Origin of the sequence: Streptomyces sp. A1136 (genome assembly GCF_004795055.1) — a bacterium.
GTDB lineage: Bacteria > Actinomycetota > Actinomycetes > Streptomycetales > Streptomycetaceae > Streptomyces.
This window is the reverse complement of record NZ_SSBJ01000023.1, coordinates 74,053-89,797: the sequence shown is the minus strand read 5'-3', so window position 1 is coordinate 89,797 and position 15,745 is coordinate 74,053. Positions and strand designations below refer to the sequence as shown.

5 protein-coding genes are annotated in these 15,745 nt (G+C 73.4%); 4 read left to right on the top strand and 1 reads right to left on the bottom strand.

Going from position 1 to position 15,745, the window contains the following annotated elements; genetic code table 11:
* Positions 1-45: 45 nt before the first annotated feature.
* Positions 46-195 (bottom strand): hypothetical protein, encoded by a 150-nt coding sequence (locus tag E6R62_RS39700; RefSeq protein ID WP_168714145.1) that lies wholly within the window; start codon positions 193-195, stop codon positions 46-48.
* A 301-nt stretch (positions 196-496) separates the two neighbouring features.
* Here E6R62_RS39700 and E6R62_RS22630 point away from each other — a divergent pair, with 301 nt between their 5' ends.
* The 4 genes from E6R62_RS22630 to E6R62_RS22615 all read left to right on the top strand — a co-directional run bounded on the left by E6R62_RS22630 (position 497) and on the right by E6R62_RS22615 (position 15,707).
* Positions 497-703: an MbtH family protein gene (locus E6R62_RS22630; RefSeq protein ID WP_136215335.1), complete on the top strand. Its 207-nt coding sequence runs from the start codon at positions 497-499 to the stop codon at positions 701-703.
* Positions 704-810: 107 nt separating this feature from the next.
* A complete protein-coding gene (locus E6R62_RS22625; RefSeq protein WP_240801822.1) occupies positions 811-2,100 on the top strand; it encodes an MFS transporter in 1,290 nt (429 codons plus the stop codon).
* 228 nt (positions 2,101-2,328) lie between these two features.
* Positions 2,329-8,049: a non-ribosomal peptide synthetase gene (locus E6R62_RS22620; protein WP_168714144.1), complete on the top strand. Its 5,721-nt coding sequence runs from the start codon at positions 2,329-2,331 to the stop codon at positions 8,047-8,049.
* Between the two features lie 23 nt (positions 8,050-8,072).
* On the top strand, positions 8,073-15,707 hold the full coding sequence (locus tag E6R62_RS22615) for a non-ribosomal peptide synthetase/type I polyketide synthase (RefSeq protein ID WP_136215332.1): 7,635 nt from the start codon (positions 8,073-8,075) through the stop codon (positions 15,705-15,707).
* Positions 15,708-15,745: the final 38 nt, after the last annotated feature.

Genomic DNA, 15,745 nt, shown 5'->3' with positions numbered 1-15,745 from the left:
TGGCGGTGCCCGGTCACCAACCGCGAGAGCGGATGACGGCCAGTGTCACGGCCAGTCGATCACCGGGCTCGCCGGACTCGCCAGCGAGACCGTGTGGGCGGGCGCCGAGGTGAGAGAGGCGTCCGAGATCTGGCCGATGGCGAAGGCGGCGGCGAGCAGACCCAGAACGGCCGCGATTCGGCGTGTACATCGCATGTCGGAGTTCCCCCATAAAGCGTCGAGTCATTGAACGGCCGGGTGCCGGGCGCGCCTTTGCCCGCTGACGGAGCAGGTGGATGAGGGGCGATCGACACCGCGTTGCCGGAGTGTTGTCCGAGCCGGACAAGGCGTCACGCTAACCGGCAGGCACGATGTTGGCAAGGTATTGCCAAACTTCTGTCCATCATGGAAAGGTGCTGTCATCAGCGCGGCCCGCGACGCCGATTCCGGCACGCACCGTGCGGCTCTCGCTTCCGGTCGACCCGAGGAGAAACCCGATGACGCAGGAGACGACCCGATGACGGATCCGTCCGAAGGTCCCCAGGACCGCTGCCTCGTGGTGGTGAACGACGAGGGCCAACACGCGCTCTGGCCCGCGTTCGCCCGGGTTCCCGCCGGCTGGACCGTCGTGCACGGCCCTGCCGACCGTCCCGACTGCGTCGCCTACGTCGACGCGCACTGGACGGACATGAGACCGCTGAGCCTGGTCGCCTCCCTGGGCTGAACGAAACCCGGCACACGCCACGCCTCGGGCCGCGCGCTCGTTCACGCCCGACCGCCGGCCGACCGGCCGGCGCAGTCGTCCCCTCCCGCCGAATCTGGAGGTTTGCCGTGGAGGCAACCCGTTCGCCCGGATCCGTCTTCAGAAACCGGGGCTTCGCCCTCTTCTGGGCGAGTCAGTCGGTCTCCTTCCTGGGGACCCAGATCACCTACGTGGCACTGCCCCTCACCGCGGTCGTCGTACTCCACGCGACCCCGATGGAGGCCGGTCTGCTGGGCGCGCTCGAATCGTTGCCGTTCCTGCTGTTCGGACTGTTCGTCGGTGTCCTCGTCGACAGGCGGGCCCGGCGGCCCATCCTGATCGCCGCGAACCTGATCCGCTTCGCCGCACTGGCCTGGATACCCGCGGCCTACGCCCTGGACTCGCTGACGGTCCCGCAACTGCTCGTCGTGACGTTCGTGGTGGGCACCATGACCGTCTTCTTCGAGATCTCCTACATGTCCTACCTGCCGGGGCTCGTCGGCCGTGACCGGCTGATGGAGGCCAACGGCAAGCTGCAGGCATCCGCCTCGACGGCCGAAGTCGCGGGCCCCGGCATCGCGGGCGGCCTCATCGGGATCCTGAGCGCCCCCGCCGTCATCGCCGTGGACGCCGTGAGCTACCTCGTGTCCGCGCTCGCCCTCACCCGGATGCCCGCGGACACCGCCCCCCCGGCCGACCCGGACGCCGAGGGGAAGAAGTCGGTCTGGGCCTCGCTGCGCGAGGGGTTCTCCCTCGTCGGCCGCACCCCGTTGCTCCGCTGGTGCACCATCGCGGTCTTCTTCCTCAGCCTGTTCTTCAGCTCGGTCATGGCCGTCTACTTCCTCTACCTCGTCCGTGAGGCGGGACTCAGCTCGGCGGCCGTCGGCCTGATCGTCGCCGTCGGCAGCGTCGGCGGACTCCTGGGCGCCCTGCTGTCCGAGCGGCTCACCGCCCGGCTCGGCGTCGGCCCCACCCTCATCGGCGCCGTGGCCCTGCCCGCCTTCGGTTTCCTCCTCCTATCCACCGTGGACGGTAACTCCCTCGGCGCCGCCGTGCTGGCCGGCGTCGCGACCTTCATCGGTTTCTTCGGCATCCCGGTGTGGGACGTCACCGTCATCAGCTTCCGCCAGGCGATCACCCCCGAACACCTGCAGGGCCGCGTGAACGCGACCGTGCGCTCGATCTCCTGGGGCACCCTCGCCCTCGGCTCCCTCATGGGCGGCGCCCTGGCCACCACCCTGGGACTGCGCGAAACGATCGTGCTCTCGGCGATCGGCCTCTTCGTCCCCTCGCTGATCGTGCTGGTCTCCCCCGTGCGCCGGATGCGCGAGTTGGAGCACCCGGCGGAATCAGCGGCGGAGCCGAACCCCGTCGGCTAGGTCCGCTCGGCACGTCCCGTCCGGTCGACGGGACCGCGCCCCCGCCCGCCGAGGTCTCGGGCCACGCACGTATGGCCCGTGCGAGCCGCGCCCCGCGACGCGGCGCACCGGACACCGGGACACACCCTCCCGGCCACAGCACCAGGCAAGCCCCGCCCGCCGCGGGACGGAACCGGACCACCGGTTCCCGTCCCCGGCGAGCCATGCCCATCGAAGGAGAAACCTCACGTGGCGGCCAACGCATCACTGCGGGACCGGCTCCCCGAGGAGCCCTCCGCACCCGGGCTCCCCACCGATCGCCGGCGGCCCACCCGACGCCGCGCACCACAGGACTCGGTCGCGCTCCTTCTCGGCCGTCCGGTCGAGGAACGTCTGCGGCGCGTCGCGGACGGTCTCGGGACCGACCGGCTCACCGTGCTCACCACCGTCTTCGCGCTGCTCGTCGCCCGTTGCACGGGCGCCGCGGAGGTCGTCGTCGGCGTCCCGGCCCCGGCTGCCCCCGGTACCGTCCTGCCCCTGCGCGCGCACGCCGACGAGTCCCTCCCGTTCACGGATTTCCTCGCGGTGGTCCGCGAGGCCCTGGCGCAGGCCGCCCCGGACCGGCACGAGCGGGACGCCCCGACGCGGACACCGGCCTACCCGACGGTGACCGGCCCCCGGGCCGCCTGCCCCGCCCCGCCCGCCGATCTCGCACTGCTGTGGGACGCCCCGTCCCCCGACGGCTCCCGGTCCGGCGTGCTCGCCCACGACCCCGGCCTGTTCGACCGGGCGACCGTCGAACGATTCGCCGAACACTTCACGACCCTGCTGGACAACGCGCTGGCCGCCCCCGGCTCGCCACTCCACGCGCTGCGGCACACCACCGCCGAAGAACTGGCCCTGCTCACCGCCTGGGGCACCGCGCCGGGCCGCACGACCCACCTCGGCGTGGTCGAGGCCCTCCTCGACCGCCCCGGAACCGATCCGGACGCCGTCGCCCTGGTCTTCGCCGACGGCACCGTGACCTACGGAGAGCTCCGGACCCGCGCGGAGCGGATGGCGGACGCCCTCCACGAACGCGGGGTGCGCGCCGAGAACACCGTCGGACTCGCCGTCGAGCCCTCGGCGGCGCTGGTCGTCGCGATGCTCGCGGTGCTGATGGCCGGCGCGGCGTACGTCCCGCTCGACCCGGGCCACCCCGACGCGCGGCTGGCCTACATGGTGCGGGACAGCCGGACCCGTCTGGTGATCGCCGACCGGGACGTCTCCTTCGCGGGCGAGGCCCCGGTGGTGCGGATCGACGAGTTGGAGGCGCGGTCCGTCCCGCCCGTCCCGCGCGTGCCGGCGCATCCCGACCAGCAGGCGTGCGTGCTCTACACCTCGGGCTCGACCGGCCGTCCCAAGGGCGTCGCCATCACCCACCGCGGGATCGTGCGCCTGGTCCGCGACACCGACTACCTCGGCTGGGGTCCCTCCGACGTGGTGGGCCAGGTCGCCAACACCTCGTTCGACGCGGCCACCTTCGAGATCTGGGGAACCCTGCTGAACGGCGCCCGCCTGGTGGGCGTCCCCAAGCACGAGGTGCTGGCGCCCGCCGCCCTGCGCCGGCGAATCGAGGCCGACGGCATCACCTCGATGCTGCTCACCACGGCCGTCTTCCACAAGTGCGCCGACACCGACCCGGCCCTGTTCGCGCCCCTGCGCACGCTCTTCTTCGGCGGTGAGGCCGCGGACGGGCGGCGGGTGCGCGCCGTACGCCACGCCGCCCCCGGCGTTCGACTGGTCAACGCCTACGGCCCCACCGAGGGCACCACCATCGCGAGCCGCCACGACGTCGGCACCCCGGCCGCGGAGGACCGGATCCCGATCGGCCGGCCGATCACCGGCACCGAGTTGTACGTCCTCGACCGCCGTGGTGAACACGCCGGCGTCGCGATGCCCGGCGAACTGCACATCGGAGGCCCCGGCCTGGCCCGCGGCTACGTGGGCCGCCCCGGCCTGACCGCGGAGCGGTTCACACCGAGCCCGTTCAACACCGGCGAACGCCTCTACCGCACCGGGGACATCGCCCGCTGGCGAGCCGACGGCACCCTTGAGTACCTCGGCCGAGCCGACTCCCAGGTGAAGATCCGCGGTGTCCGCATCGAGCCCGACGAGATCGCGAACGTGCTCCGCGGCCACACCGGCGTACGGGAGGCGGTCGTCGTCCTCAAGGGCGACGGCGACCGGCGCGCGCTCGCCGCCTACCTCGTCACCACGGGACAGGAGCGGCCCGAGCCGCGTGCCCTGCGGTCCTTCGTAGCGGACCGGCTTCCCGCGGCCATGGTCCCCACCTGGTTCGTGCTGCTCGACGAGCTGCCCGTGACGCCCAACGGCAAGGCCGACCTCGCGGCACTCCCCGAACCGGTCGAACGGGACCGCGTCCGCTCCGCGACCCTGGTCCCGCCCCGCGGCGCGACCGAGAAGCTGGTGGCCCGCGTCTGGTCGGAACTCCTGGGACTGACGGAGGTCTCGGCCGACGACGACTTCTTCGCGCTCGGCGGCAACTCCCTGCTGGCGGCCCAGGCCGTCGGCCGTGTCGCCGCCGGACTCGGCACCGAACTCGGCCTGCGGGACGTCTTCGAGGCGCCCACCGTGTCCGGCTTCGCGCGTCGCGCCGCCGCGGCCCGCTCAGCCGCCGCGATCCCGCCCCTTTCCCCCGCCGGCCCCGCTCCCCAGCCGCTCTCCTTCGCCCAGCGACGGCTGTGGTTCCTGGACCGGCTCGCCTCCGGCGGCCCGCTCTACAACGTCTCCCTCGTCCTCACCCTCACCGGCGACCTCGACCCGGCCGCCCTGCGCCGCGCGCTGCGCGCCCTGGTACGGCGCCACGCCTCGCTGCGCACCCGCCTGGAGGCCACACCCGGCGGCGACCCCGTACAGGTGGTCGACCCGGCGGGGGACGTCGCGTGGGCCACCGAGGACCTCGGCCACCTGCCCGAGGCCGAGCGCACCGCGGCGGCCGACGACCGCGCCCGGGAGGAGGCCGCGCTCCCCTTCGACCTCACCGCCGGACCGCTCGCCCGCTTCCGCCTGCTGCGCGTGGAAGAGCGGCGCTCCGTACTCCTCGTGACGATGCACCACGCCGTCTGCGACGGCTGGTCGGTCGGTGTGCTCCTGCGCGACCTCACCGCCCTGTACCGGACCGCGGCCGACGGCGGCCCGGACCCGCTGCCGCCGCTCCCGGCGCAGTACCCGGACTACGCCGTCTGGCAGCGCGCCCTCCTTGACGGCCCGGCCCGCTCCGGACAACTCGCCTACTGGCGCGACCGTCTGGCCGGGGCGCCGCCCGCCCTCGACCTGCCCACCGACCGCCCCCGCCCGGCCGTCCCCCGGCACGTCGGCGACACGATCCCCGTGCGTCTGTCGGCCGAACTGACCGCCCGGCTCGGCGAGGTGAGCGGTCGCCTCGGCACCACCCGGTTCATGACCCTGCTCGCGGTGTTCTCGCTGGCGCTGGGTCGGTACGCGGGGGTGCGCGACGTGAGCGTCGGCACCCCGGTGTCGGGCCGGGTGCGACCGGAACTCGACGACCTCATCGGGTTCTTCGTCAACACCCTGGTGCTCCGCTCCCGCTGGGAGGAGGAACAGACGTTCGCCGGGTTCCTCGCCACCGTCCGGGAGGGCGCCCTCGGTGCCTTCGACCACCAGGACGTGCCGTTCGAGCAGGTCGTGGAGGCCGTCCGGCCGTCCCGGGACCCGAGCCGCACGCCCCTGTTCCAGGTGATGATGGCGATGCAGAAGGTGCCCGGGGAGGTCGCCCTCGCGCCCGGGCTGGCCATGGCGGTCCACGAGTCCGTCGCCCCGGTCGCGAAGTTCGACCTCACCCTGGTCTGGGAGGAGTCCTCGCTGGAGACGGGGGCCCTGCGCGGCCTCGTCGAATACGACGTCGACCTCTTCGACAGGGCGACCGTGGAGCGGTTCGCGGGGCACTTCACGGCTCTGTTGGAATCCGCCCTCGCCACGCCCGAAGCCCCGCTGCACGAGCTGTCGATGCTCGACGGGGCCGAGCTGGACGCACTCGTCGGGGGCCCTCGGAGCGAGCCCGCCGAGCCTTCGGCCACGCTGCTCGGGTTGCTGGCCGAGGCATCGCAGCGCTGGGGCGGGCGGACCGCCGTCAGCCAGGACGGCCGCTCGCTGACCCATGCCGAACTCGCCGCCCGGTCGGAGCGGCTCCACCGGTATCTGCGGGCCCGCGGGGTGCGTCCCGGCAGCCGCGTGGTGGTGTGCGTGGAACGGTCCCCCGACTGGCCGGTGGCACTGATCGGCGTCATGAAGGCCGGCGCCGCCTACGTCCCCGTCGACGCCGGCGCCCCGCGCGAACGCCTCGACCGGGTCGTCGCCGACTCGGGGGCGGTCCTGGTCCTGGGGTGCGCCGCGAGCGCCGGCCGCGCGAGCGGCGGTTTCCCGTTCGTCACCGTCGAGGAAGCCCTCGGCGACGGCGGTCCGGCCGCGGGGACCGGGCAGCCCACCGAGGACACCGGAACCCACGCGGTCCCCGCGGCCGCGACCGCCTACGTCCTCTACACCTCGGGGACCACCGGCACTCCCAAGGGGGTGTGCGTCAGCCAGGCCAACCTGGCCCACACGCTGCGGGCCGTCGCCGACCGCTACGGCCTCCACCCCGACGACCGGGTCCTGCAGTTCGCGTCCCTCGGCTTCGACGTCGCGGCCGAGGAACTGTTCGCCACCCTGATCAGGGGCGGGCACGTCGTGATGCTCCCGGCCGGGCCGGTACCGGGGATGGCGGAACTGACCACGCTGGCCAGGCGGGAGCGGCTGACCGTGCTCAACCTGCCCGCCTCCTACTGGCACGAATGGGTCGCGGTACTCGACCGGCACCCGGTGGCGGACTGCCCCTCCCTGCGGCTCGTCGTCGTCGGCAGCGAGCGGGTCGACGCCCGCCGGCTCGCCGAGTGGCAGGCCGCGACGCCCGCCGCGGTGCGCTGGCTCAACGCGTACGGGCCCACGGAGACCACCATCACGGCCACCCTGCACGAGCCGGCCCCCGGCGCCCCGGGCGGCGGGACGACCGTCCCGATCGGCAGACCACTGCCCGGTGTGCGCGCGTACGTGCTCGACGAGCGACTGCGGCCGGTCCCCCCCGGCGTCCACGGCGACCTCTACCTCGCCGGCCCCGGGGTCTCCCAGGGCTATCTCGCGGACCCCGGGCGGACGGCCTCGGTGTTCCTGCCCGACCCCTGGGGGCCGCCCGGCGAACGCATGTACGCCACCGGCGACCGGGTCCGGGCGGCCGCCGACGGCACGCTCGATTTCCTCGGCCGCACCGACCACCAGGTCAAACTCCGCGGCTTCCGGATCGAACTCGGCGAGATCGAGGCCGCCATGAGCGCACACCCGAAGGTCAAGGACGCGGCCGTGGTCCTGCGCGAGGACGTGCCCGGCAAGCCCGTCCTGGTCGGGTACGCCGCGCTCGGCGGTACGGCCACGGCGGACGAGCTGCGCGAGCACCTCGCGCGCAGGCTGCCGGAGTACATGGTGCCCGCGGCGCTCGTCCTGATGGACGCCCTGCCGCGCGGCGAGCGCGGCAAGACCGACCGGCGGGCCCTGCCCCCTCCCGCCCCGGCGGGCGGCGCCACCGCGCGGGCCCCCCTCCACGGCGAGATGGAACGGCTCGTCGCCGCCGTGTGGGCCGAGGTCCTGGCCGTCGCCCAAGTGGGCGCCGAGGACAACTTCTTCGAGGTCGGGGGGCACTCGCTGCTCTTGCTGCGGGTGCAGGCCCGGCTGGGGGAGCGGTTGGGGAGGCAGGTGCCCGTGGTGGACCTGTTCGCGCACCCCACCGTCCGCGGCCTGGCCCGGCACCTCGCCGACGGCGGGGAGGGCCCCACCACGACCGGAGACGCGGGACGCCGTCGGGCGGCCGCACGCAAGGCGCAAACGCGCGCACGGACACCGCGGAGGACAGCGCGGTGACTCCCGAAACCTTGGAGACAGGAATGACGAACGAGATCACGGACGACGGCGTGCTGCCCGCCGGTGCGGTCGCCGTCGTGGGAATGGCCTTGCGATGTCCCGGCGCGGACACCCCGGAGGCCTTCTGGGAGAACCTGAAGAACGGTGTCGAGTCGGTCGCCACGCTCACGGACGAGGAACTCCGCGCCGCCGGCGTCACCCCCGCCGAAGCCGCCCGCCCCGACTACGTGCCCAGGCTCGGCGTGCTCGCCGACATGGAGGGCTTCGACGCCGCCTTCTTCGGCTTCTCCCCCCGTGAGGCCCAGATGCTCGACCCGCAGCACCGGCTGCTGCTCGAATGCGCCTGGGAAGCACTCGAACACGCCGGAAACCCCTCCGATGCCACGGACCGGGTCACCGGCGTGTACGCGGGCGTCGGCGAGAGCGCCTACCTGCACCACAACCTGCTGCCCAACGGCGACCTCGTCGCCCGGGTCGGCGAGTTCCAGACGTCGCTCGGCAACGACAAGGACTTCGTGCCGACGCGCATCTCCTTCAAGCTGGACCTGCGCGGGCCGAGCGTCAGCGTCCAGACGGGCTGCTCGACCTCGCTCGTCGCCGTCCACACGGCGTGCCAGTCCCTGAACAGCGGCGAGTGCGACGTGGCGCTCGCCGGCGGTGCCACGGTGATCCCCGGGCGACGCGGCTACCGCCACGAACAGGGCGGCATCAGGTCCTCCGACGGCCACTGCCGAGCCTTCGACGCCGCCGCGGACGGCACCGTGGCCGGCAGCGGCGCCGCCGTCGTGGTGCTCAAGCGGCTCGACGACGCCCTGGCCGACGGCGACGTGATCCACGCGGTGATCCGCGGCTCGGCCGTCAACAACGACGGCGCGCGCAAGGTCGGCTTCACGGCGCCGAGCGTCGAGGGCCAGTCCGATGTGATCGCGGAGGCACTCGCCGTCGCCGATGTGGACCCGTCCACCATCTCCTACGTCGAGGCCCACGGCACCGGCACCGCGCTCGGCGACCCCATCGAGGTGGCCGCGCTCAAGAACGTCTTCGGCGACGCCCCCTCCGGCAGCTGCGCCCTCGGCTCGGTGAAGAGCAACGTCGGTCACCTGGACACGGCGGCCGGCGTGGTCGGCCTCATCAAGGTGGTCCTCGCGCTCAAGGCCAGGCAGCTGCCGCCCTCGCTGCACTTCCGGCGACCGAACCCGCGACTCGGCCTGGAGGACGGCCCGTTCTACGTCAACACGGCCCTGACGCCGTGGCAGGGCGAGCGCCTGCGCGCGGGCGTCAGCTCCTTCGGTATCGGCGGCACCAACGCCCATGTCGTCCTTGAGGAGGCGCCCGCCCGCACCCCGCTCCCCGCGGGCCGCACCCGACAGCTCCTGCCGCTCTCCGCCGCCACCCCCACCGCGCTGGCGAAGGCCGCCGACCGGCTCGCCGAACACCTGCGGGAGCACCCGCACGAGCGCCTTGAGGACGTCGCGTACACCCTGCAGCGCGGCCGTTGGCAGCTTCCCCGACGCGGCTTCGTCGTCGCCGACAGCCTCACCGGGGCCGTCGAGTCGCTGACCGCCGGACCGGTGACCAGGCGCCGCACCGACGACACCCCCCGCGGCCGCGAGACCGTCCTGGCCTTCCCCGGACAGGGGGCCCAGCGCGCGGGCATGGGTCGGGCCGTCCACGAGCTGGAGCCCGTGTTCCGGACGGAGGCCGACCGGGCCGCGACCCTGCTGCACGAGCTGACGGGCGTCGACGTACGCCCGGTGCTCGGCCTCGACGGGCGGACGCCCGAGGACGAGGCGGGGATCCACCGGACCGCGCTCGCGCAGCCGGCCCTGTTCGTCATGGAGTACGCGCTTGCGCGGCTCTGGGAGTCCTGGGGCGTGCGCCCCGTCGCCATGGTCGGGCACAGCGTCGGCGAGCTGGTCGCGGCCTGCCTGGCCGACGTGATGTCCTTGCCGGACGCGCTGCGCCTGGTCGCCGCGCGCGGCCGGCTGATGCAGGCCGCCCCGGCCGGCGTGATGACGGCCGTCCCGCTGCCGCGGGACCAGGTCGCCGAGCTGCTCGACGGGGTCGACCTCGCCGCCGTCAACGGCCCGCGCGAGTGCGTGGTGGCCGGTCCCGACCACGCCGTCACGGCCTTCGAGGCCCGGCTCGCCGAGCGCGGTGTCGTCTCCAAGCGCCTGCGTACCTCGCACGCCTTCCACTCGCGGCTCATGGACGACGCGGCCGCCGCCTTCGCCGACGAGGCGGCCCGCGTCGTGCTCTCGGCGCCGCGCATCCCCTTCGTGTCGAACGTGACCGGGACCTGGATCACCGACGAGGAAGCCACCAGCCCGGCGTACTGGGCTCGGCAGATCCGCGGCACGGTCCGCTTCGACGGGGCCCTGGCCGCCGTTCGTGACACCGGGGCGGTGCTGCTGGAGGCCGGTCCCGGGCGGGTGCTCACCCGGCTGGCCCGCGCCGCCGGGATCGACGCGGTGGCGTCCTTGCCCGCCGCGGCGGACGAGGACGGCCCGGACCTGCTGCGCGCCGTCGGCGAACTCTGGTCCGAGGGAGTCGAGGTGGACTGGGAGGGACTGTCGGGCGGGGAGCGGGCGCGTCGCACCGTCCTGCCCACCTACCCCTTCGAACGGGAGCGGTGCTGGGTCGACCCGCCGAGCGCCGCGGCCGGTGCCTGCGGCTGTCGCACCGGGGAGGAGCCCACGGCGCGCTCCGAGTCCGTACGTGAGACGGAGGGGTCCGAGACCGGGCAGGACACCACGGCGGCGCGGCAGGGGGCCGAACCGGCGCGGCTGACCGCACCGGACTGGACGGACCCCGTCGAGCGGCAGGTCGCCGAGGTCTTCGAAGACCTTCTGGGCGTCCGCGCCGTCGGCCCGCAGGACGGCTTCTTCGAGCTCGGCGGGCACTCGCTGCTCGCCACCCAGCTCGTCTCCCGCGTGCGGGGCCTCTTCGGCGTCGAGGTCTCCCTGCGCACCTTCATCGAAGAGCCCACCATCCGGGGTCTGGCCCGCGCGGTGGACGCCGCCCGGGGCGGGGAGCGGGACAAGGCGCCGGAGGCGCTCCCGGTCATCGTCCCCGACCCCGGCGCCGAGGCGGAGCCCTTCCCGCTGACCGACGTGCAGCAGGCCTACTGGATCGGCCGCACCGGAGTCTTCGACATCGGCAACGTCGGCATGCACGGTTACGAGGAGTTCGAGGCGACCGACCTCGACCTGCCCCGCCTGGAGCGGGCGTTGCGCCGCCTGATCCGGCGCCACGGGATGCTCCGCGCGGTCGTGCTCCCGCAGGGTGAGCAGCAGATCCTCGCCGAGGTCCCCGACTACGTCATCGCGACCCAGGACCTGCGCGGGCTGTCGCGCAACGAGGCGGAAGCGGCCCTGACGGCCACCCGCGACGCCATGTCCCACCAGGTGTTCGTCCCCGAGCAGTGGCCCCTGTTCGAATTGCGCGCCAGCCGCCTGGACGACGACCGCACGCGTCTTCACTACAGCATCGACGGCCTCATCACCGACGCCCGCAGCTCGAACCTGCTGCTCGGCGAACTCGCCGAGCTGTACCGCGACCCGGACCTCGACCTACCCGAACCCGCGCTCTCCTTCCGCGACTACGTCCTCGCCGAGCGGAGCCTTGAGGAGAGCGACCTGTACGGGCGTGCGGCGGCGTACTGGCGCGAACGGCTGCCGGACTTCGCCCCCGCCCCCGAACTGCCGCTGGCCCGCGACCCGCGCACCATCGACACGCCCCGCTTCAGTCGGGTGAACGGAACGCTGGACCAGGAGCGCTGGGACCGGGTCAAGGCGGCCGCCGCCCGTCGCGGCATCACCCCCACCGCGCTGCTCATCGCGGCGTACAGCGAGGCGGTGGCGACCTGGGCCACCAACCGCAGGTTCACCCTCAACCTCCCCATGGCCAACCGGCTGCCGCTCCACCCGGGTGTCGACGCGGTCGTCGGCGACTTCACCTCCGTGACCCTGCTGGAGATCGACACCGCCGCCACCGACACGTTCGCCGGGCGCGCCCGTGCGGTGCGCGACCAGTTGCTGACCGACATCGACCACCGTCTGTTCAGCGGTGTCCGCGTCCTGCGCGAGATGAAGCGCCTGCGTCCCGAGGCGGCCATGCCGGCGGTGTTCACCAGCCTCTTCCTCGACCACGGCCAGGACACCGGCCTCGGCGAGGAGGTGTTCAGCATCTCGCAGACACCGCAGGTCTGGATCGACGCCCAGGTCTTCGAATCGGACGGCTCCCTGGTCCTGGACATCGACGCGGTCGACGACCTGTTCCCCGAAGGCCTGGTCGCCTCGGTCCACCGGGCCACGCTGGAGCTGCTGGAGTGGCTCGCCGACGACGAGGAACGGTGGGGCACGAGGCTGCCGTCGCTGTTGCCGGCCGAGGAGGCGCGGCAGCGCGAGGCGTACAACCGGACGGACGGCCACCTGCCGGAAGGCCTGCTGCACGAGTCGTTCTTCGCCCTCGCCGAGCGCGACCCGCACCGTCCGGCCGTGGTCACGCGGACCCGGACGCTGGGCTACGGGGAACTGGCCGGCCGTGCCCGGGTGATCGCCGCCCGTCTGAACGCGCTCGGCGTCCGCCCGAACGACCTGGTCGCCGTGGTCATGGAGAAGGGCTGGGAGCAGAGCGCCGCGGTCCTCGGCATCCTGGCGTCGGGCGCGGCGTACCTGCCGGTCGACGCCGAACTGCCCGAGGAGCGCATCCGCTTCCTGCTGGAGCAGGGACAGGTCCGCGCGGTGCTGACCCAGTCATGGGTCGCCGGACGGATGACCGGCCCGCTGGGTCCCGACGGCACGGTGTCCGTCGTGGACGCGCTCGCCTCCGACCCGGGCACGGACGCGCCGCCCCGCCCCGCCACGGGCCCCGGCGACCTCGCCTACGTGATCTTCACCTCCGGGTCCACGGGCGTGCCCAAGGGCGTGATGATCAGTCACCGCGGAGCCCTCAACACGGTCGTCGACGTCAACGACCGCTTCGGGGTCGGCGCCGACGACCGCACCCTGGCCCTGTCGTCGCTCAGCTTCGACCTTTCGGTGTACGACATCTTCGGGCCGCTGTCCGTCGGCGGCGCCGTCGTGGTCCCCGACCCGGGCTCGCACCGCGACCCCGCGGTCTGGCTGGAGCTGGCCGAGCGGGCCGGCGTCACCCTGTGGAACTCCGTACCGGCGCTGATGGAGCTGCTGGTGGAGCACATGGCGGTGAGCGGGGTCACCAGCGACGCGCTGCGGCTGGTGATGCTCAGTGGCGACTGGTTCCCGGTCACCCTGCCGGAGCGGATACGGCGGGTCCTCGGGACGCCGGAGATCGTCAGCCTCGGCGGCGCGACGGAGGCGTCCATCTGGTCCATCCTCCACCCCGTGGGGGAGGTTCCCGCGCACTGGCCGTCCATCCCGTACGGCCGCCCGATGCGCAACCAGACCTTCCACGTGTTCGACGAGAGCTTCCGACCGCGCCCCACCGGCGTACCGGGTCAGCTCTGCATCGGCGGCGTCGGCCTGGCCGAGGGCTACCTGCGCGACGGGGCGAAGACCGCCGCGAGCTTCGTGCGTCACCCCGTGACGGGCGAGCGCCTGTACCGGACGGGCGACCTGGGCCGGTTCCTGCCCGGCGGCGAGATCGAGTTCCTCGGACGTGAGGACTTCCAGGTCAAGATCCAGGGGTACCGGATCGAGCTGGGGGAGATCGAGATGGCGCTGCTCCAGCACCCCGACGTGCGCGGTGCGGCGGCCGTCGTCCACGGCCGTCCCCAAGGAGCCAAGCGGTTGGTCGCGTTCGTGGTCCCCGAGGAGGGATGCCGGGTCCCGGCGGACCTGCGGGAGTTCCTCGGCGCCAAGCTGCCCGCCTACATGGTGCCCGAGACGGTCGTCGCGATCCCCGAGCTGCCGCTCACCGCCAACGGCAAGGTCGACCGCAAGGCGCTGGTGGTGCCGGAGGAACCGGCCGGTCCCACCGCCTTCGAGGAGGCGGCGACGGAGGTCGAGAAGATCGTCGCCGCGGTGTGGGCGCAGATGCTCCAAGTCGAACGGGTCGGCCGGCAGGACCACTTCTTCGAGCTGGGCGGTGACTCCCTCACCGCCATGCGCACCGTCGTCCACCTCCGTAAGGCGCTGGAGGTGGAGATCCCGATCCGGGTGATCTTCGACAACCCGAAGCTGGAGTCGATAGCGGTCGCCATCGAAGCGGTCCGTGACGCCGCCCGCGGCGCGGCGGCGGCCGCCACCCCGGCCGGCCCGGTCCGGCGGGCCGAGGCAGGTGCGCCGGTCCCGCTGACCGCCGCGCAGTCACGGCTCTGGTTCCACGAGCAGGTCTCGCCCCACAGCACCACGTACAACCTGGTCCAGCCGTTCCGGCTCACCGGTCCGCTGGACGTCGCGGCCCTGCGCCGCGCGTTCGAGCTGTTCGTCGGCCGGCACGACGTCCTGTCGCTGTCCTTCGAGGCGTCCGGGGAGGTGCCGCGCCAGGTCCCGGACTCCGGCAAGGGATTGGACTTCGAGGTCGTCGACGTCGGCGCCGACCCGGTGAAGCTCGCGCCGGAGCGGGTGATCGCCGAGGAGACCCGTACCCCCTTCGACCTCACCAGCGGCCCGCACTTCCGGGTCCGCCTGCTGCGGGTCGGCCCCGGGGAACACGTCCTGGTCGTCTCCGTGCACCACATCGTGTGGGACGCCTGGTCCACCTCGGTCATGGTCCGCGAGATCAGCGCGCTCTACCGCTCCGGGAACGCGTCCGTCCTTCCGGAGCCCGGCGTCAGCTACGCCGACGTCGCCCTGTGGGAGGCCGAGCAGGCCGCGTCGGGCGCGTTCAAGGAGCAGATCGACTTCTGGCGCCGCCGGCTGGCGGCCCCCCTGCCCGTCCTCGCGCTGCCCACCGAGGGAGACATCGAGGACACGGGGGTGATCGAGGGGGCCCGTGCGCCCCTCGCGGTCGAACCCGCGGTGGCCTCCGCCTTCAAGGAGGTCTGCACGGGCGAACGCGCGACCACGTTCATGGGCTATCTCGCCGCCTGGCAGGTACTGCTCCAGTGGTGGTGCCGCCAGCAGGACATCGTCGTGGGCGTGCCGGCCGGACACCGCGGCCACCCGCAGCTGGAGAACACCATCGGGTTCCTGGTCAACAGCCTCGCCATCCGTACCAGGTTCACCGGCGACCCCTCCTTCACCGACGTGCTGAAGGAGGTCCGCGAGAGCGCGCTGGAGGCCTACGCCCACCAGGACGTCCCGTTCGACCACGTCGTCCAGGCCGTCCGGCCCGAGCGCCGCGCGGGCGGATCGGCGCCGGTGTACCGCACCTGGTTCCTGCTGGAGGACGTCCCGCTGCCCGACTGGGACGTGCCCGGCGTGGCCGTCGAGGAACTGGAGGCCGAGTTCCTGCTGTCGGTGCACGACATCAAGCTCACGCTCGTGGCCACCGGGGACGGGGGCATGGAGGGCGGGATCGACTACCGCGTCGGCCTCTTCTCCGACACCACCGTCCGCCGTCTGACGCGCTGCCTGCGCGCTCTCGTGCAACTGCTGTCCACCGAGCCGGACACGCGCATCAGCCAGATCAACCGAACCCTGGAAGACCTGTGGGAAGGCCGCGACGAGTCGCGCAAGCCGCGGTCCTGGAGGGAGGTCCGCGCGCAGCGGGTGTCGGTGCGCGAGGGATGAGTACCACCCGTCCGCCGGCGCCCGGGCGCCGGCGGACA

Excerpts from the sequence above, each read along its gene's own strand:
- E6R62_RS39700 (WP_168714145.1), bottom strand. The coding sequence starts at position 195 with ATGCGATGTACACGCCGAATCGCGGCCGTTCTGGGTCTGCTCGCCGCC.
- E6R62_RS22615 (WP_136215332.1), top strand. The coding sequence starts at position 8,073 with ATGACGAACGAGATCACGGACGACGGCGTGCTGCCCGCCGGTGCGGTC.
- E6R62_RS22630 (WP_136215335.1), top strand. The coding sequence starts at position 497 with ATGACGGATCCGTCCGAAGGTCCCCAGGACCGCTGCCTCGTGGTGGTG.